Below are 18,607 nucleotides of genomic sequence, written 5' to 3' on the forward strand. Positions count from 1 at the left end.
GGACCGCGCCCCAGGACCGCGCCCCAGGACCGCGCCCCTGCGCGGGCCTACGCCTGCGCGAGACCGGCCGCCCACATGATGCCGCCGAGCAGATGCGCCCGGAAGTCCGGGTCCTCGTACGCCTCCGAGGCGTGTCCGAGCGCGGTGTAGAAGACCTTGCCCGCCCCCTGCTCCCGGCACCACACGAGGGGATGGTCGTCGCCCATCCCGCCACCGTCGTACGAGGATTCGTCGGCCGAGGCGAGCACCCGTACCGAACCCCGGGGGTTCGACCGGAAGTCGTACCACTCGTCCGTGAACTCCCAGGCCACGGGCAGGTGTCGGGTCGCCGGGTGGTCGTGGTCCTCGACGAGGAGCTTGCCCGGCTGATGGTCGGGGTGGCGCGCGAACCGGGCGCCGAGCAGTTCGCCGTAGTACGGCCAGTCGTACTCGGTACACGCCGCCGCGTGCACGCCGACGAAACCGCCGCCCGCCTCGACGTACGCGGCGAGATGCTCACGCCCCGCGGGCGTCAGGACGTCACCGCTGGTGGAGAGGAAGAGGACAGCCGCGTACGGGCCGAGGGGCGCGTCGAAGAGTTCGGGATCCTCCGTGGCGTGCACCTCGAAGCCGTGCGCGGCACCGAGCGAACGTACGGCCGCGATGCCGTCCGGGATCGACTCGTGCCGGTAGGCCGTGGTGCGGGAGTAGACGAGTATCCGGGGGCCGGTGTGCGCTGCCATGAAATCCGAGCTTATTTCGTGGAGGAAGGTGGGACCCAGCGCGCCGGGGGCCCGAAAATTTCGGGTCCACGGCGCACTGGCGCACTGACACGGCGAGCCGCGTCGGGCTAGCCGGCCCGTCCGGGCGAACCGGATGGGCCGGCCAGGAAGGTCGGTCAAGTCGGTTACGGCGTGATCTCGTTGCCGCCGAAGGTCACGACGAGGCGGCCGTCCGCCGCGAAAGACCATCTCAGGGCGCCGGGGTACGAGGAGCACCGGGACCCGTTCGAGCCGGACCAGAACTGGTTCGAGCTGTCGGCGTTGCCGACGATCCTGTCGTTCGTCCCGCTGCCACCGCGGCACGAGGTGTTGTTCCGGAACACCGAGGTGCCGGCGTCGAAGTTGAAGTTGCGCTGGGCGTTGTCGATGCTGATGTTGTCCGAGACCGCCATCGTGCCGGGGTTGCTGTTGTAGGTGAACCCGTGCTTGCCGTTGTCGTAGGCGATGCTGCGCCGGACCACGTGGTTGACCCCGATGTCCTCGCCGCCGAGCTTGTAGCCGTTGCGGTCACCGTTCCCGGCCTGGGAGCCGTCGCTGAGGGTGCCGTTCTCGTGGGCGAGGGAGTCCTCGATGGTCACCGCACCGATGGCGCCCGTGTCACTCTTCGTGTAGAGGTCCCAGCCGTCGTCGATGTTGTTGTGGGCCACGGCGTAGCGGAAGACGTTTCCGGGCCCGGAGGTGAGCTTCGCGGCGAAGCCGTCGGCGTCCTCGCCGTCGGAGTCGGCGTTGTCGTGCGACTCCGCGCTCAGAATGAGGTTGTTGGACGGCCACTGGTCCTTGGGGGTGCTGGAGAGCATCCGCGAGAGCTGCAGCCCGGTGTCCCGGTTGAAGCGCGTCACCGTGCGCTCGAAGATGTTGTTGCTGCCGCCGACGAAGATCCCGTTGTCACCGGCGCGCTCGACGACGAGGCCCTTGACGTGCCAGTACGACCCGTTCACGGCGAGCCCGCGGTTCGACGTTGCCTCGCTCTGGGCCGAGAAGTTCAGTACCGGTGTCTCACCCGGGTAGGCGGACAGCTCGGTGCGGTCACTCGAAGTGCCGTTGCTGCCCGCCGGGATGGTGACCGTCTGCGAGTAGCGGTAGGTGCCGCCACGCATGTAGATCGTTCCGCCGGGGGTGATGCGGGAGATCGCCGAAGTGAGCGTCGTCGGGGCCGACTGCGTTCCGGCCGCGCTGTCGCTGCCGTTCGGCGCCACGTACAGCGCCGAGGCCGACGGCGGCGGCGTGGTGGTGTCACCGGTCACCTCGGCATCGAGGTAGTCGATGTTGGGCAGGCCGGCGGAGGTGGTGGGGCTGAGCCGGATGGTGTTGCTGCCCGACGTCACCGGCACCGTGATCGTCTTCGTCGCCCACGTCCCCCACGCTCCGGTGCCCTCGAACGACGCCGACGTGGCCGCCGAGCCGTTCACGGTGACATTGGCGGACCGTGCGGTGGTGGTTCCGTTGGCGAAGCGGATCTTCAGCGTCGCCGTGCCCGAGGCGGAGGCGTTCACGGTGAACTGTGCGTAGGCGCCGGACGCGTTGTCGCCGTTGCAGAATCCGCTGCCGGAGTAGCCGGTCCAGTCGGAGTCGATGGTGCCGGTGCAGACCGCCGGGGAGCTCTCCGCCTCATGACGGGTGGACGCGGCCTGCGCCGTGTTGCCGGACAGCGCGACGAGCGTGCCGGCCAGCAGGCCGACGGACGCGATGACGGGTCTCAGGTGCATCGTGTGCCTCCAGGTTGGGTGGGTCGGGTCCCGCGCCAAGACAGCAGGCGCATGGGCTGACCCCTTTTCTGTGGCGGCTCCGGGTGCGACGATGCGGCTGGTTCGACGACATGAACGGGCCGGACGGCCAGACACCGCATCCGGACGGGGAAAGCGCTTTCTCGGGACGCTAAAGGCTTGCCGTGAACGCGTCAATAGACACGTACTTGATTATTATTCATAAGCATGAACGACTCCGAGCCGCGCGAGCCCGAGCCCTGTGTCCGATTCCTCCAAGACCCCGGCCCTCGGGCTGCCTACGGTGGCCGCATGACTCCACGATTCGACCTCATCGGCCTCGTCGTCTCCGACATGGCCGCATCGCTCGCTTTCTACCGCCGCCTCGGCCTCGTGTTTCCCGAGGCTTCCGAGGAGCAGCCGCATGTGGAGGCGCAGCTGCCCGGTGGGCTGCGCCTCGCGCTCGACACCGAGGAGATCGTCCGTTCGTTCCACGCCGGGTGGGAGCCGCCGTCGGGCGGGGGCCGGATCGGGCTGGCCTTCCTGTGCGACAGCCCGGCGGACGTCGACGCCTCGTACGACGAGCTGGTGGCCGCCGGCTACCCAGGGGAGCTCAAGCCCTGGGACGCGCCCTGGGGTCAGCGGTACGCCGTCGTGAACGACCCGGACGGCAACGGCGTGGACCTCTTCGCCCCGCTAACGCCGCAGTAGCTCGCCCATGGGCGAGCCCGCCAAGTCCCGTGCGTCGCGGGCGAGATGGGCCTGGTCGGCGTAGCCGGCGCGGATGGCCGTGTCCGCCAAGGGCACCCCGTCCCGGGCGAGGGTGAGCGCGCGTTGCAGGCGCAGGATCCTGGCCAGTGTTTTGGGGCCGTAGCCGAACGCGTCGCGGGAGCGGCGGTGCAGCTGCCGCTCGCTCCAGCCCAGCGCGTCCGCGGTCGCGGCGACGGAGCGGCCCGCGGACACGGCCGCCACGATCGCCCGCAGCCGCCGATCGGGCGGCTCCGTGTCGGCCGCGCGGCCGAGGGCCACCGCTTCGAGAGCCGCCGCGGGGTCGTCGGCCGAGTCGACCCGCTCGGTCAGCCGCCGCACCTCCCCCGACGGCCACAGGTCCGCCAAGTCCACCCGCCGGTCGCGCAGTTCATGGGCCGGTACGCCGAGGTAGGCGGGCGCGGTGCCGGGGAAGAACCGGACGCCCGCAAAGCGGATGCCTCCGGTCGCGTCCTCGCCCCGGTGCGCCTGTGTGTCGGGTCCCGCGACGAAGAGCCGACCCCGCGTCCACAGGAGGTCCATGCAGCCGTCGGGCAGCACCGGAGCCTGGTCGTCCGGCGCGGTCGTGCGGGTCCACACGACCGCACCCGTCAGCCGGGACGCCCACTCCGTGTACCGGAACGGGTCTTCGTGCTCGTCGGACACGTACGAAAGGCTACGCCCGGCCGGCCCGTGAGCGCCGATCCGCGCTGCCTGCTGCCCCGATCCGTGCTCACGCCACCCGCGTCCGGTGCTCCTGCGGACTCACCCCGTACACCCGCTTGAAGGCACTGGACAACGCGAACGCGCTGCCGTAGCCGACCTGGCGGGCGATGGCGCCGATGGTGTCGTCGGTGTCGCGCAGCCGGTCCGCGGCGAGCGCGAGGCGCCAGCCGGTCAGATACGTCATGGGGGGCTCCCCCACGAGTTCCCTGAAGCGGCGGGCGAGCGCGGCCCGGGAGACGCCCGCCTTCACGGCGAGCGAGGCGACCGTCCAGGGGTGGGCGGGATCGTCCTGCAGGAGCCGCAGCACCCGGCCCACCACGGGGTCCGCCAGAGCCTGGTACCAGGCGGGCGCCTCGGCCTCCGGGCGCGAGAACCAGACCCGTAGCGCGGCGATGACCAGCAGGTCGAGCAGCCGATCGAGGACGACCTCCTGGCCCGGCTCGTCGCGCACGATCTCCTCGGTGAGCAGCGGGGTGAGCGGGCAGTTCCACTCGTCGGACGTCAGGCTGAGCAGCGGCGGCAGGGCGTCGAGCAGCCGCCCGTTGATCTCGCCCTGCATCGTGTACGTCCCGATCAGCATCACCACGGAGCCGTCGAGCCTGGCTCCCCAGGTGCGCACTCCCAGATCCATGGTGCCCTTCAGGGACCGCCCGTCCGGGTAGAAGCACTCGGCGCCCGGCAGGATCAGCGCCTGCGGCGCGGTCGAAGGGGCGTCGGCGCAGGTGTACGGGTCCGGGCCGCGCGCGATGGCGAGGTCGCCGGCCCGCAGGAACAGCCGCTCCCCCTCGTCGGGCATGACCCAGGCGTCACCGCGGACCATGAGCATGACCGTCAGCGGGGCGCGGTCCTCGATGCGGATGCACCAGGGCGGCTCGAAGCACGCCCGGATCATGAAGGCGCCACGCGCGCGTGGGCCCTCCAGAAGGCCTGCGAGTGCGTCCATGGCGTCAGCGTAGACGCGCGCTTATGGGAACGAGAGGTTCAGCGATGTTCCCTTGCCGCGCACGGCCGTTCACTGGGCCCATGACGGAAAACACGCGGAACGAGACGGTGTTGGTGACGGGAGCCTCGGGCAAGACGGGGCGTCAGGTGGCGGACGCGGCGAAGGCCGCGGGGTTCGGCGTACGGGCCGCTTCGCGCGGTGGAGCGGTGCGCTTCGACTGGTACGACCGGTCGACGTGGGACGAGGCGCTGCGCGGCTCCCGCGCGGCGTATCTGGCGTACCCGCCGGACGTCGGCGCGCCGGGCGCGGACGAGAGCATCGCCGCCTTCGCCCAGCGGGCGCAGGAGTTCGGCGTGCGTCGCCTGGTGCTGCTGTCGGCGATCGGCGAGCGGCAGGCGGAGCCGGCCGAGCGGGCGCTGCGGGAGTCGGGTGCCGAGTGGACCATCGTGCGGGCCACCTGGTTCATGCAGAACTTCAGTGAGGGCCTGCTGCTGGAGGGGGTACGGAGCGGCGAGTTCGTGTTCCCGGCGGGCGAGGCGCCGCAGCCGTTCATCGACACGCGCGACATCGCGGACGTGGTCGTGGAGGCGCTGACCGACTCCTCCTACGTGGGGCGGGCCCTGGAGATCACGGGGTCTCGGCTGCTGTCCTTCCGCGAGGCCATGGCGGAGATCTCCGCCGCGGCGGGCCGGGAGATCCGGTACGTGCCGGAGTCCGTGAAGGAGTACGGCGCCATCCTGGCCGGGTTCGGGCTGTCGCCCGAGGAGGTCGCGTTCACGGAGGCGCTCATCGAGGAACTGCTCCACGGCGGCGACGCGAAGGCCACCGACGACCTGCGGCAGGTCCTGGGCCGTGCCCCGCGCGACTTCAGGGACTTCGCGCGGGAGCACGCGGCGCGCGGTGTGTGGAAGACCTGACAGGAAGACATGACAGGAAGACCTGGCAGAAAGGCCTGACCGCTGCCGGCTGCGGCCCGGTCAATCAGGCGGAGGCGAGGCGTCGCCGTTCTTGGGTGAGCTCTTGACGTGCGTGCGCAGACGTGAGGTCACGTCCTCCGGGGGCAGGAAGCGGGACCAGCGCTCCGGGAATTCGGAGGGCATGTCCGGGTCCTCGGGATCGATGGCCCGGGCGGCGGCCGCGCGGGCCACGAGGTCGGCGGCCTGCTCCTCGCGCAGCCGCTCGTTGACGGCGCGCGCGGCGGCCGTGGCGGCGGCCGGCCAGACGCGGTCGATGGCCGCGTTGACGGCCGCCCCGACGAGCACCGCGAAGGCCGAGACACCGATCCACAGGAGCACGGCGACAGGTGCGGCCAGCGAGCCGTAGATCGTCGGCCCTTCGATCGCGGTGGTCAGATAGATCCGCAGCAGGAAGCTGCCCAGCACCCACATCCCGAGCGCCACCAGGGCACCGGGCACGTCCTCGACCCACGGCGAACGCACCGGCACGGACACGTGGTAGAGCGTCGTCAGGAAGACGATGGACAGCAGGATGACGACAGGCCAGTAAAGGACCTGCACGACGGTCGTCGACCACGACACGAGGCCCACCACCGCGTCCGGGCCCGCGACCATCAGCGGCAGCGCGATGGAGCCGATCAGCAGCGCCACGAGGAACAGCATGAACGCCATCAGCCGGGTCCTGACGATCCCGCGGACGCCGTCGAGGCCGTACATGACGGTGATCGTGTCGATGAAGACGTTCACCGCGCGCGAGCCCGACCACAGCGCGAACAGGAAGCCGAGGGAGATGACGTCGGGCCGGCCGCCCTTCATCACGTCGTGGAGGATCGGCTGGGCGATCTCCGTGACGCCCTTGTCCGTGAGGATCGTGCGCGAGGCCTCCAGCAGGTTGGTCTCCACGCTGGCGATGGTGTCGGCGCCGGTCCAGTCGTCCACGTAGCCGAGCAGTCCGAGCATGCTCAGCAGCAAGGGCGGCACGGACAGCAGCGTGAAGAACGCGGCCTCCGCGGCGAGCCCCAGGATGCGGTACTCGATGCAGGAATTGACGGTGTCCTTGAGCAGCAGCCAGGCGGTCCTGCGTTTGGAGACATTCCGGTACAGAACGCGTGCCCGGTGGAGCCGACCGGACGGGCCCTCTGGGGTTTCGCTTGCTGGCTGCACCCCCTAACCGTATCTGCCGCAACGTGCGGTCTTCACCGACCGTCCGGGAGGTGACCGCCGCAGTACTCGGGGGTAGGTTTCCTGGTATGGCTACCGGGACCAATGAAGCGACCAACCAGGCTCCACCGCTGGTCGAATATGACGTGTTCAGCGCCGACCGGGTCCTGGCGGAAGCGGTCGACCGGCATCTCGATCCCGAGCTGCTGGACGAGGCGCGGGGCGAGCTGACGGCCCTGGGGCGCAGCGCCGGTTCCGCTCAGGTCCAGGACTGGGGGCGGCTGGCCAACGAGAATCCGCCCAAGTTGCGTACGCACGACCGTTACGGGAATCGCATCGACGAGGTCGAGTTCCATCCGTCCTGGCACCGCGTGCTGGGCAAGGGCGTCTCGGCGGGGCTGACCGCGGCCTGGGGGCGACCAGGCGGGCATGTGCGGCGGGCGGCCGGGTTCGTGGTCTGGACGCAGGTCGAGGCGGGCAACGGCTGCCCGCTGTCGATGACGCACGCGGCGGTGCCCGCGCTGCGCACGGACCCGGCGCTCGCGGCCGAGTGGGAGCCGCGGCTCACGTCCACCGTCTACGACCAGGGTCTGCGGCCCGCCGCGCAGAAGGCGGGCGTGCTCTTCGGTATGGGCATGACGGAAAAGCAGGGCGGCAGCGACGTACGGGCCAACACGACGTCGGCGCGGCCGCTCGCCGAGGACGGGACGTACGAGCTGACGGGCCACAAGTGGTTCTGCTCGGCGCCGATGTCGGACGGCTTCCTGGTGCTGGCACAGACGTCCCCCGCCGAGGGCGGCGCGGGAGAGGAGAGCCTGACGTGCTTCCTCGTGCCGCGCGTGCTGGAGGACGGCACACGCAACGCCTTCGCGATCCAGCGGCTCAAGGACAAACTGGGCAACAGGTCGAACGCGTCGAGCGAGGTCGAGTTCGACGGGACCTGGGCGCGCCGGGTCGGGGACGAGGGGCGCGGGGTGCGCACCATCATCGAGATGGTCGCGATGACCCGGCTGGACTGCGCGCTCGGCGCCGCCTCCCTCATGCGGCAGGCGGTGGCACAGGCCGTGCACCACTGCACGTACCGCGAGGCCTTCGGCGGCAAGCTGATCGACAAGCCCCTGATGCGCAACGTACTGGCCGACCTCGCGCTGGAGTCCGAGGCCGCGACGACGCTGTCCATGCGGCTGGCCGCCGCGTACGACGACGGGAGTGAGCGGGAGCGGGCGTTTCTGCGGCTCGCGCTGCCGGCCGCGAAGTACTGGGTGACCAAGCGCTGCACCCCGGTCGTGGTCGAGGCGTCCGAGTGCCTGGGCGGCAACGGATACGTGGAGGAGTCCGGCATGCCGCGGCTGCTGCGCGAGTCGCCGCTCAACTCCATCTGGGAGGGCGCGGGCAATGTCCAGGCGCTCGATGTGCTGCGGGCCCTCCGGCGCGAGCCGCAGGCCCTGAACGCCTACCTCGAGGAGGTCGGCCGGGCGCGCGGCGCCGACCACCGGCTGGACGGGGCGATCAAGAACCTGCTCACCGAACTCGCAGACCTGGAAGGCATCGAGGGTCGCGCCCGGCGCCTGGTCGAGCGGATCGCGCTGGTGCTGCAGGGCTCGCTGCTCGTGCGGTACGCGCCCGCGGAGGTCGCCGACGCGTTCTGCGCCTCACGCCTCGGCGGAGACTGGGGAACGGCGTTCGGGACGCTGCCGCACAGCCTGGACCTGGCAGCGGTGGTGGAACGGGCGCGGCCCGTTTCCTGAAGCGGCACCGCCGAACCCAGGTCGGCCTCCGGCACGGGGGTGGTGCTGCGCCGACACGGCACCACCCCCGTTCTCCGGCCCCCGTCGTGCGGAGCACACACACCGCACGCGGCGGCGTTGGGACAATTTTCGGCCACCAGGGAGGACTTGGCCAGGGTTGCAGGGGGTTGCAAGCCTGCTCCGGCCTTGGGACCCTTGGCCGGCGGAGGCTGGGAACCACGTCCGCTCAGCCCTTCCGGGAGGTCCCAGTGACGCACTCGCCGTTGGACGTGACGCGACTGGCCGCCGTCGACGCGCCACGAGCGGCACAGGTGCTCAGCGAGGTACGGACGGCGACGCTCTCCGGGCAGCGAGCCCCGGTCGCGCCGCGTCCGGTCATCGGGGAGTCCTGGAAGCGCGTGCTCCGCGGCGGCGTCGACCCCGACCAGGACGTCCGCGCCGGACCGCTCAGCCGTGACGAGGTCGAGCGGCGACGGTGCGACTCCCCGCTGCGCCATGTGCTGCCGGTGTTGCGCGCGGGCCTGCTGTCGGTCGCGGACGCGGGGCAGATCATGATCGTCGCGGACGCGGAGGGCCGGGTGCTGTGGCGCGAGGGCAGCCGGCCGGTCATGCGCAAGGCCGACGGACACGGCTTCGGCATCGGCGGGGATCTGCGCGAGCAGGTCGTCGGCACGAACGGTGTCGGCACCTCGGCGATCACCCGCCGCCCTGTCCAGGTCTTCGCGTCCGAGCACTTCGTCCGCACCTACGCCACCTGGACCTGCACGGGCGCTCCCGTCACCGATCCCCGCGACGGCCGGCTGATCGGTGTCGTGGACATCAGCGGGCCGCTGGAGACGACGCACCCGGCGACGCTCGCGTGGGTCGACTCGGTGGCCAAACTCGCCGAGGCGCGGCTGCGGGAGCGTCATCTGGTCGCGCTGGACCGGCTGCGTTCGGTGGCCGCGCCGATCCTCTCCCGGGTCGGCGGCCGCGCGCTGGCCGTCGACAAGGACGGCTGGACCGCCGCGGTCACCGGCACACCCCATGTGGACCGGCTCGCGCTGCCCGGGACGATCGCGGGCGACCAGGTGTGGCTGCCCGCGCTCGGACCGTGCTCGGTCGAGCCGCTGCCCGGCGGATGGCTGGTGCGCGCCTCGGACGAGGAGGCCGCGAGGAACGCCACGCGGATCGTGCTCGACGTGGGACAGGCGCGCCGCTGGTCGGTGACCGTGTCGGGCGGCGCGGGAGACTGGACGCACGAACTGAGCCCGCGTCACGCCGAGTTGCTCTACGTCCTGGCCCTGCACCGCACCGGTCGCAGCGCCTCGGGCCTGGCCGAGGATCTCTTCGGCGATCCGGCCCGCACGGTGACCGTGCGGGCGGAGATGTCGCGTGTGCGCCGGTATCTGGGGGCTTTCCTGGAACACCGCCCGTACCGTTTCCGCGAGGACGCCGAGGTCCGGGTGAGCCTGCCGGAGGATCCGCTCGACCTGCTCCCCCACTCCACGGCACCGGCGGTGCTCAGGTCACGCGCCCGGGGCCCGAACTCGGGGCGGTTCGCGGCGGGTTGAGGGCGCGTTGCGTGAGTGAGCCGGTGGCCCTGTACCGCGTCCACGCGGGGCGAGCCGTGCGGTCCGGCTGCGGTGCGGCGGAACCGGTCCTCCCTCTCGTACCACGTATTCCGGGGTATTCGCCCAGGCCCGGCGACATCTGACGTACCATCCATCCCGTGGCCCCCCACACTGTTCCTCCGGTTCAACGCACTGATCATGAGGGGCAGTTGGCCTACGACGGGAGGACCTATGACGTACCGAGGCAGGCACCGCCGCCGCAAGAAGGGACGCGCGCTGCGGGCGACCCTGGCCGGCACCGCCCTCGGCCTCACCGTCGCCGCGGGCCTCATCAGTACGTCGCAGGCGGCGAGCAGCGTCAATCCGGGCGCGCTCACCCCGATCACCGCCTCGTCCGAGAAGGACAAGCTCCAGCTGCGTGAGAACGTGGTCGACGAGGGCACTCTCGACACCTTGCAGAACGGGATGGGTGGGAGCGTCGGCGTGGACGGCGTCCTCAGTGACGCCAACCACTCGATGCGCGACCGGGCGGACTGCGACACCACCGAGAAGGCCGCCCTGCCCGTCGAGCCGACCGCCACGCGCGCGTACTGCTGGGATGACGCGGACGCGAAGACCGCGAAGTGGCGGCCCCAGTCCGTCACCACCTCCGGGGACGCCGACCGGGACGGCAGGTGGGGCGCCAAGCGCGTGATCCTCTCCGGCTGGACCCACAACGACAGCGCCGCGGACGCACGGGAGGAGGACAGGAGCCTCGCCCGGGTCGCCTTCATCGACGCGACGGATCCGAAGGATCTCAAGTACCGCTGGGTCCTGCTGGTCGCCCCGGTGGACGGCGGCAAGGACTTCGAGGCCGTCCGTTCCCGCGCCGGCGGCATGGTCTGGTACCAGGACAAGCTGATCGTCACGGCCGAGAACGGCGCCGCCGGCAACGAGGCCCTGTTCGCGTTCGACATGAACCGCATCCTGCGCGCCGACGTCATCAGCGACACGGTCGGCAAGGTGAAGGACGGCTGGTCGGCGCACCACTACCGCTACGTGATGCCGGCGATGGGCTCGTACAGCCTCACCGGCGGCAGCTGCGACGCCACCACGAACGACCGCGTTCCATGCCTCGCCTCCGTCTCCCTGGACCGCACGTCGACTCCCAACAGCCTGGTCGCGAACGAATGGTTCCGCCCGGGCGGCGACGAACCGGCCCGCGTGTGGCGCTACGACTACAGCACCGCGAGCGACCGTACGGGCCTGCTGGCCGCCGACTCCCGAGGGCGCGTCGACGCCGACGAGGCGTACGAGACCGAGGCCGTCGGCCTGCAGGGCGTGCTCTCGCACCGGTCGAGCGGCGCGAGCGAGGCGGACTGGTATGTCGGCCACGCACCGGGCGCCCGCGACCGGCACGGCACGCTCTGGCGGCAGAACGGGAGCGTCGCCAAGGCCGCGAAGTGCGGTTCGAACGAGTCGTACGCCTGCTGGGGGCAGCACACCCAGTCGATGTCGTACTGGCGGGAGACCGGCGAGCTGTGGACGCTGACGGAGCGGCAGTCCGCCACCCGTCCCGAACGGGTGCTGTACGCGGTCCCGCTGTCCTCGGTCGAGGACTCGCTGGAGTGAGCGGATTCCGGGCGCCAACGGCCCGGCGGAGGCAAGGCCCACCCTCGTCCTAGCCCGTTCGGGGGCAGGCCCATACGAACTCGCTTTGGAGCGCGGCTCGCCTTCGTGGTTCGCTGACCCGCATGAGCATCGCTGTCACCACTTGGTCGCTGGAGCAGACCTCGCCGGCCGACCTGTTGCCCGCGGCCGCACCGTCCGGCGACGTCCGGATCGTCCGCTCCGAGGTGCCCTCTCCCGAGTTCAGCCGCTTCCTGTACGCCGCCGTCGGCGGCGACATCCGGTGGACCGACCGGCTCGGCTGGACGTACGCGCAGTGGCAGGAAGACCTCGACCGGCCGGGAGTCGAGACCTGGGTCGCGTACGACCGCGGGACGCCCGCCGGATACGTACATCTCGACCCGCAGGACGACGGAGTCGTGGAGATCGTCAACTTCGGCCTGATTCCGGCCTTCCGGGGCCGGCGGATCGGCGGGCACCTGCTCTCGTACGGGGTCGCGCGCGCCTGGGACCTGGCCGAGCGCTGGCCGCGGCGGACGCCGACGAAGCGGGTCTGGCTGCATACCTGCAGCAAGGACGGGGAGCACGCGATGGACAACTACCTGCGGCGCGGCTTCAAGGTCTTCGACACCAAGGTGGAGGAGGAGCCCGACGTGCCCGCACCCGGCCCCTGGCCGGGAGCAGGGACGACCGTCTGACCTGGTGAGACCCTGAAAAGACCAGCCGGTTTCCGGCCATGTGACCAAGGACACTCTTGTCTCGCATCTCGGGACAAGGATGTCCGCACTGTGGACAAAGCTGGACTGTGTCCAGATCGCCGTGCCAGGCTTCCGTCATGCCTGGAACTGGAATTGCCTTGGTGAGTCGGCGGCACGTCGACCTCGGCCGCATGTCCAGCGCCATCTGTCCGGCGAGCTGATCACCCCCAGCACCGCCGACCTCCCCCTCTTCGTCTCGCCCTGCGCAACGACGCGCACGTATGTCCGCATGCGCTCGCATGCGTCCGCACGCGCAGGTCCAGAGCCGCTTTCCCGCCTGTCCCGAAGGACGTAGAACCATGGCCGCCACCCCACAGAAGCCTGTCGCCGCGCCCCGCCGCAAGGTGAGCCGTCACCGCGGTGAGGGCCAGTGGGCCGTGGGTCACTTCACCCCACTCAACGGCAACGAACAGTTCAAGAAGGACGACGACGGTCTCAACGTACGGACACGTATTGAGACGATCTACTCCAAGCGGGGCTTCGACTCGATCGACCCCAACGACCTTCGCGGCCGGATGCGCTGGTGGGGCCTCTACACCCAGCGCAAACCCGGGATCGACGGCGGCAAGACCGCGATCCTGGAGCCGGAGGAGCTGGACGACGAGTACTTCATGCTCCGGGTCCGCATCGACGGCGGCCGGCTCACCACCGAGCAACTGCGGGTGATCGGTGAGATCTCGCAGGAGTTCGCGCGCGGCACCGCCGACATCACCGACCGGCAGAACGTCCAGTACCACTGGATCCGCATCGAGGACGTCCCGGAGATCTGGGAGCGGCTGGAGGCCGTCGGCCTCTCGACGACCGAGGCCTGCGGTGACACCCCGCGTGTGATCCTCGGTTCGCCCGTCGCCGGGATCGCCGAGGACGAGATCATCGACGGCACCCCGGCCATCGAGGAGATCAACCGCCGGATCATCGGCAACAAGGAGTTCTCCAACCTGCCGCGGAAGTTCAAGTCGGCGATCTCCGGCTCACCGCTGCTCGACGTCGCGCACGAGATCAACGACGTCTCCTTCGTCGGCGTGAACCACCCGGAGCACGGCCCCGGCTTCGACCTCTGGGTCGGCGGCGGCCTCTCCACCAACCCGAAGCTCGGACAGCGCCTGGGCACGTGGGTGCCGCTGGACGAGGTGACGGACGTCTACGAAGGCGTCATCTCGATCTTCCGCGACTACGGCTACCGGCGCCTTCGTACGCGCGCTCGCCTGAAGTTCCTGGTCGCCGACTGGGGCGTCGAGAAGTTCCGCCAGGTGCTGGAGGACGAGTACCTGAAGCGGAAGCTGATCGACGGCCCGGCGCCCGCCGAGCCGGTCGCCCGCTGGCGCGACCACGTCGGTGTGCACCGGCAGAAGGACGGCCGCTTCTACGTCGGTTTCGCGCCCCGCGTGGGCCGGGTGGACGGCACCACGCTGTCGAAGATCGCCGAGCTGGCCGAAGCGCACGGCTCGGGCCGGCTGCGCACCACCGTCGAGCAGAAGATGATCGTGCTTGATGTGGAGGAGTCCAAGGTTGCCTCGCTCGTCGAGGGTCTTGAGGCGCTCGACCTCACCACCAAGCCCTCCCCGTTCCGGCGCGGCACGATGGCCTGCACCGGCATCGAGTTCTGCAAGCTCGCGATCGTCGAGACCAAGGTGCGCGGTGCTTCGCTGATCGACGAACTCGAGCGCCGCATCCCGGACTTCGACGAGCCGATCACCATCAACATCAACGGCTGCCCGAACGCCTGCGCCCGTATCCAGGTCGCGGACATCGGTCTCAAGGGCCAGCTGGTCCTGGACGACCAGGGCAACCAGGTCGAGGGCTTCCAGGTCCACCTCGGCGGCGCGCTCGGCCTCGACGCCGGTTTCGGCCGCAAGGTCCGTGGCCTGAAGGTCACTGCGGAGGAGCTGCCGGACTACGTCGAGCGGGTCCTCACGCGGTTCCAGGAGGAGCGCGAGGAGGGCGAGCGTTTCGCCACCTGGGCGTCCCGTGCCAGTGAGGAAGCCCTCTCATGAGTGAGCGCGCGGCGCCCTTCTACTGCCCGTACTGCGGCGACGAGGACCTGCGTCCCAGCGAGCAGGGTCATGGGGCGTGGGAATGCGGAGCGTGCAATCGAGCCTTCCAGTTGAAGTTCCTCGGGCTGCTCGCCCGGGGAGTTCAGCGCACGGACGGTGGAGGGGACGAGATATGAACACGGTTCAGGCCGACCAGGCCGAATCAGGGACTGCGAACGATCAGGACGCGGCGCTGAAGGCGCTCGCCGAGCAGGCGGGGCGCGACCTCGAGGACGCGTCCGCCCTTGAGATCCTCCAGTGGGCCGCCGACACGTTCGGCAAGAAGTTCTGCGTGACCTCCTCGATGGAGGACGCGGTGGTCGCCCACCTCGCCTCCCGCGCCATGCCCGGCGTGGACGTCGTGTTCCTCGACACCGGCTACCACTTCCCCGAGACCATCGGTACCCGGGACGCGGTCGAGGCCGTGATGGACGTCAACGTCATCACGCTGACCCCGCGCCAGACCGTGGCCGAGCAGGACGCCGAGTACGGGCCGAAGCTGCACGACCGCAACCCCGACCTGTGCTGCGCGCTGCGGAAGGTCAAGCCCCTCGAGGAGGGGCTCACGCAGTACACCGCCTGGGCCACGGGCCTCCGCCGCGACGAGTCCCCGACCCGGGCGAACACCCCGGTCGTCGGCTGGGACGACAAGCGCCGCAAGGTCAAGATCTCCCCGATCGCCCGCTGGACGCAGGACGACGTCGACGCGTACGTCGCCGAGCACGGTGTACTCACCAACCCGCTGCTCATGGACGGTTACCCCTCCGTGGGCTGCGCCCCCTGCACCCGCCGGGTGCTGGAGGGCGAGGACGCGCGCGCCGGCCGCTGGGCGGGCCGCTCCAAGACCGAGTGCGGGCTGCACGGCTGATCATGACTGCGCTTTCGAGGAACCAGGAGAACCAAGTGACCGGAGCCACCATCTGGCTCACGGGTCTGCCGAGCGCCGGCAAGACCACCATCGCGAACGAACTGGCCGTCCGGCTGCGCGAGGAGGGCCACCGTGTCGAGGTGCTCGACGGCGACGAGATCCGTACGTTCCTGACGGCGGACCTCGGCTTCAGCCGCGAGGACCGGCACACGAACGTGCAGCGCATCGGCTTCCTCGCCGACATCCTGGCCCGCAACGGTGTCAAGGCGCTGGTGCCGGTGATCGCGCCGTACACGGACAGCCGTGAGGCTGTGCGCAAGCGCCACCAGGCCAGCGGGGCGGCGTACATCGAGGTGCATGTCGCGACGCCGGTCGAGGTGTGCTCCGAGCGTGATGTGAAGGGGCTGTACGCCAAGCAGGCGGCGGGCGAGATCTCCGGGCTCACCGGGGTCGACGACCCGTACGAGGAGCCCGAGTCGCCCGATCTGCGCATCGAGTCGCACACCCAGACCGTGCAGGAGTCCGCGGCCGCGCTGCACGCGCTGCTGACCGAGAGGGGTCTCGCATGACGACCGTCGCCACTGTCTCCGAGGGGACCGACAGCCCGTACGCGCTGAGCCACCTGGACGCTCTGGAGTCCGAGGGCGTTCACATCTTCCGCGAGGTGGCGGGTGAGTTCGAGCGGCCGGTGATCCTCTTCTCGGGCGGCAAGGACTCCATCGTCATGCTGCACCTCGCGCTGAAGGCCTTCGCCCCCGCCGCGATCCCCTTCTCCCTGCTGCACGTCGACACCGGGCACAACTTCCCCGAGGTCATCGAGTACCGCGACCGCACGGTCGCCCAGCACCAACTGCGCCTGCACGTAGCCTCCGTCCAGGACTTCATCGACCGCGGCCTGCTCAAGGAACGCCCCGACGGCACCCGCAACCCGCTGCAGACCGTGCCGCTCACCGAGAAGATCCGGACCGAGCGGTTCGACGCCGTCTTCGGCGGCGGGCGCCGCGACGAGGAGAAGGCGCGGGCCAAGGAGCGCGTGTTCTCCCTGCGCGACGAGTTCTCCCAGTGGGACCCGCGCCGTCAGCGGCCCGAGCTGTGGAACCTCTACAACGGCCGCCACGCACCCGGCGAACACGTCCGCGTCTTCCCGCTGTCCAACTGGACCGAGCTGGACGTGTGGCAGTACATCGCCCGCGAGAACATCGAACTGCCGCAGATCTACTTCGCCCACCAGCGCGAGGTCTTCCAGCGGGCCGGCATGTGGCTGACCGCCGGCGACTGGGGCGGACCCAAGGACGACGAGACCGTCGAGAAGCGCCTCGTCCGCTACCGGACCGTCGGCGACATGTCCTGCACGGGCGCCGTGGACTCCGACGCCACGACGCTGGACGCGGTGATCGCCGAGATCGCCGCCTCCCGGCTCACCGAGCGGGGCGCCACGCGCGCCGACGACAAGCTCTCCGAGGCCGCGATGGAAGACCGCAAGCGCGAGGGGTACTTCTAGCCATGACCAGCACCACAGAAACCACCGAGCCGCTGTCGGTCGAGCAGCTGTCCTCGACGACCCTGCTGCGCTTCGCGACCGCGGGATCCGTCGACGACGGCAAGTCCACGCTCGTCGGCCGTCTGCTGCACGACTCCAAGTCGGTCCTCGCCGACCAGCTGGAGGCCGTGGAGCACGCCTCGCGCAGCCGTGGCCAGGAGGCGCCCGACCTGGCGCTGCTCACCGACGGTCTGCGCGCCGAGCGTGAGCAGGGCATCACGATCGACGTGGCGTACCGCTACTTCGCCACGGCCCGGCGCCGGTTCATCCTCGCCGACACACCCGGCCACGTGCAGTACACCCGCAACATGGTGACGGGTGCCTCCACGGCCGAGCTGACGGTGATCCTCGTGGACGCCCGCAACGGCGTCGTCGAGCAGACCCGCCGGCACGCCGCGATCGCCGCTCTCCTCCGTGTGCCGCACGTGGTCCTTGCGGTCAACAAGATGGACCTCGTCGACTACCAGGAGTCCGTGTTCGCCGCGATCGCCGAGGAGTTCACGGCGTACGCGTCCGAGCTGGGCGTTCCCGAGATCACCGCGATCCCGATCTCGGCGCTCGCCGGTGACAACGTGGTGGAGCCTTCCGCGAACATGGACTGGTACGGCGGCCCGACGTTCCTGGAGCACCTGGAGACGGTCCCGGTCAGCCACGACCTCACGACCTGCCACGCGCGCCTGCCCGTGCAGTACGTGATCCGTCCGCAGACCGCCGAGCACCCCGACTACCGGGGGTACGCGGGTCAGATCGCGGCCGGTGCGTTCCGCGTCGGCGAAGAGGTCACCGTGCTGCCCTCCGGCCGTACGTCGAAGATCTCCGGGATCGATCTGCTGGGCGAGCCGGTCGACGTGGCCTGGACGACGCAGTCGGTGACCGTCCTGCTGGAGGACGACATCGACATCTCGCGCGGCGACCTGATCGTGCCGCGCAAGGACGCGCCCGCGACCACGCAGGACATCGAGGCGACCGTCTGCCACGTCGCCGACGCCGCGCTGACCATCGGTCACCGCGTACTGCTCAAGCACGGCACCCGCACGGTCAAGGCCATCGTCAAGGACATCCCGTCCCGGCTGACCCTCGACGACCTGTCCCTGCACCCGCACCCGGGCCACCTGGACGCCAACGACATCGGCCGCGTCAAGATCCGTACCGCCGAGCCGCTGCCGGTCGACTCGTACGCCGACTCCCGGCGCACCGGCTCGTTCATCCTGATCGACCCGTCCGACGGCACCACGCTCACCGCGGGCATGGTCGGCGAGTCCTTCGCCTCGCCGGAGCCGGTGAAGGCCGAGGCGGACGACGACGGGTGGGACTTCTGATCATGAACTCCTCCGACTTCTACTCCACGTTCGCCAAGGAGGGCGGCCGCGTCGGCAGCGGCGCCCTCGGCAGCGGGCAGGGCGGAGTGGCGCGATGTGCGCGATGACGTACGCGCACTGCTTGCGCGCCCTCACCCCCCACCGCCTGCGAAAACGAAGACCTGCCGACCTCCCGGCCACGAC

Annotated in this window: 18 protein-coding genes; 13 read left to right on the top strand and 5 right to left on the bottom strand. The window is 70.5% G+C overall.

The annotated features are described in order from the left end of the window. Nucleotides 1-47: 47 nt before the first annotated feature. Both FGD71_RS01920 and FGD71_RS01925 read right to left on the bottom strand, forming a co-directional pair. Complete coding sequence (locus FGD71_RS01920) at nucleotides 48-722, bottom strand: ThuA domain-containing protein (RefSeq protein WP_119098587.1); 675 nt, start codon at nucleotides 720-722, stop codon at nucleotides 48-50. Between the two features lie 164 nt (nucleotides 723-886). Further along, the gene (locus tag FGD71_RS01925) at nucleotides 887-2,467 is read right to left on the bottom strand and encodes a carbohydrate-binding protein (protein ID WP_119098588.1); all 1,581 of its coding nucleotides are present in this window, start codon (nucleotides 2,465-2,467) and stop codon (nucleotides 887-889) included. Nucleotides 2,468-2,776: 309 nt separating this feature from the next. On the opposite strand from FGD71_RS01925, the gene FGD71_RS01930 reads away from it, so the two are divergent. Next, nucleotides 2,777-3,175, top strand: a complete 399-nt coding sequence (locus tag FGD71_RS01930) for a VOC family protein (protein WP_119098589.1) — start codon at nucleotides 2,777-2,779, stop codon at nucleotides 3,173-3,175. On the opposite strand, the gene FGD71_RS01935 is transcribed toward FGD71_RS01930, so the two are convergent. Continuing rightward, entirely contained in the window at nucleotides 3,161-3,877 is a 717-nt protein-coding gene (locus FGD71_RS01935; protein WP_119098590.1) for a helix-turn-helix transcriptional regulator, read from the bottom strand. The two genes, FGD71_RS01930 and FGD71_RS01935, sit on opposite strands and share 15 nt — an antisense overlap. Before the next feature lie 67 nt (nucleotides 3,878-3,944). Beyond that, nucleotides 3,945-4,880: an AraC family transcriptional regulator gene (locus FGD71_RS01940; RefSeq protein WP_119098591.1), complete on the bottom strand. Its 936-nt coding sequence runs from the start codon at nucleotides 4,878-4,880 to the stop codon at nucleotides 3,945-3,947. A gap of 80 nt (nucleotides 4,881-4,960) precedes the next feature. Between FGD71_RS01940 and FGD71_RS01945 the strand changes: the two genes are divergently transcribed. Beyond that, nucleotides 4,961-5,797 (top strand): NmrA family NAD(P)-binding protein, encoded by an 837-nt coding sequence (locus tag FGD71_RS01945; protein WP_119098592.1) that lies wholly within the window; start codon nucleotides 4,961-4,963, stop codon nucleotides 5,795-5,797. A gap of 60 nt (nucleotides 5,798-5,857) precedes the next feature. On the opposite strand, the gene FGD71_RS01950 is transcribed toward FGD71_RS01945, so the two are convergent. Then, on the bottom strand, nucleotides 5,858-7,000 hold the full coding sequence (locus FGD71_RS01950; RefSeq protein ID WP_119098593.1) for a YihY/virulence factor BrkB family protein: 1,143 nt from the start codon (nucleotides 6,998-7,000) through the stop codon (nucleotides 5,858-5,860). An 86-nt stretch (nucleotides 7,001-7,086) separates the two neighbouring features. On the opposite strand from FGD71_RS01950, the gene FGD71_RS01955 reads away from it, so the two are divergent. The 11 genes from FGD71_RS01955 to FGD71_RS02000 all read left to right on the top strand — a co-directional run bounded on the left by FGD71_RS01955 (nucleotide 7,087) and on the right by FGD71_RS02000 (nucleotide 18,424). Next, nucleotides 7,087-8,745 (top strand): acyl-CoA dehydrogenase family protein, encoded by a 1,659-nt coding sequence (locus FGD71_RS01955; RefSeq protein WP_119098594.1) that lies wholly within the window; start codon nucleotides 7,087-7,089, stop codon nucleotides 8,743-8,745. 248 nt (nucleotides 8,746-8,993) lie between these two features. Next, on the top strand, nucleotides 8,994-10,298 hold the full coding sequence (locus FGD71_RS01960) for a GAF domain-containing protein (protein ID WP_119098595.1): 1,305 nt from the start codon (nucleotides 8,994-8,996) through the stop codon (nucleotides 10,296-10,298). 231 nt (nucleotides 10,299-10,529) lie between these two features. After that, nucleotides 10,530-11,909: a hypothetical protein gene (locus tag FGD71_RS01965; RefSeq protein WP_119098596.1), complete on the top strand. Its 1,380-nt coding sequence runs from the start codon at nucleotides 10,530-10,532 to the stop codon at nucleotides 11,907-11,909. A gap of 122 nt (nucleotides 11,910-12,031) precedes the next feature. Next, a complete protein-coding gene (locus FGD71_RS01970; RefSeq protein WP_119098597.1) occupies nucleotides 12,032-12,604 on the top strand; it encodes a GNAT family N-acetyltransferase in 573 nt (190 codons plus the stop codon). 137 nt (nucleotides 12,605-12,741) lie between these two features. Next, nucleotides 12,742-12,825 carry a putative leader peptide gene (locus FGD71_RS49865; RefSeq protein WP_310739661.1) on the top strand — a complete coding sequence of 28 codons (84 nt, stop codon included), beginning with the start codon at nucleotides 12,742-12,744 and terminating at the stop codon, nucleotides 12,823-12,825. Nucleotides 12,826-12,963: 138 nt separating this feature from the next. Further along, the gene (locus FGD71_RS01975; protein WP_119098598.1) at nucleotides 12,964-14,658 is read left to right on the top strand and encodes a nitrite/sulfite reductase; all 1,695 of its coding nucleotides are present in this window, start codon (nucleotides 12,964-12,966) and stop codon (nucleotides 14,656-14,658) included. Beyond that, nucleotides 14,655-14,834 carry a hypothetical protein gene (locus tag FGD71_RS01980; RefSeq protein WP_119098599.1) on the top strand — a complete coding sequence of 60 codons (180 nt, stop codon included), beginning with the start codon at nucleotides 14,655-14,657 and terminating at the stop codon, nucleotides 14,832-14,834. Before FGD71_RS01975 ends, FGD71_RS01980 begins: the two co-directional genes overlap by 4 nt. Further along, nucleotides 14,831-15,565, top strand: a complete 735-nt coding sequence (locus FGD71_RS01985; RefSeq protein ID WP_119098600.1) for a phosphoadenylyl-sulfate reductase — start codon at nucleotides 14,831-14,833, stop codon at nucleotides 15,563-15,565. Before FGD71_RS01980 ends, FGD71_RS01985 begins: the two co-directional genes overlap by 4 nt. Before the next feature lie 2 nt (nucleotides 15,566-15,567). Next, the gene (cysC, locus tag FGD71_RS01990) at nucleotides 15,568-16,134 is read left to right on the top strand and encodes an adenylyl-sulfate kinase (protein WP_119098601.1); all 567 of its coding nucleotides are present in this window, start codon (nucleotides 15,568-15,570) and stop codon (nucleotides 16,132-16,134) included. Beyond that, complete coding sequence (gene cysD, locus FGD71_RS01995; RefSeq protein WP_119098602.1) at nucleotides 16,131-17,066, top strand: sulfate adenylyltransferase subunit CysD; 936 nt, start codon at nucleotides 16,131-16,133, stop codon at nucleotides 17,064-17,066. Before cysC ends, cysD begins: the two co-directional genes overlap by 4 nt. A 2-nt stretch (nucleotides 17,067-17,068) precedes the next feature. After that, nucleotides 17,069-18,424: a sulfate adenylyltransferase subunit 1 gene (locus FGD71_RS02000; protein WP_119098603.1), complete on the top strand. Its 1,356-nt coding sequence runs from the start codon at nucleotides 17,069-17,071 to the stop codon at nucleotides 18,422-18,424. Nucleotides 18,425-18,607 lie beyond the last annotated feature (183 nt).

Origin of the sequence: Streptomyces sporangiiformans, from assembly GCF_005768555.2 — a bacterium.
GTDB lineage: Bacteria > Actinomycetota > Actinomycetes > Streptomycetales > Streptomycetaceae > Streptomyces > Streptomyces sporangiiformans.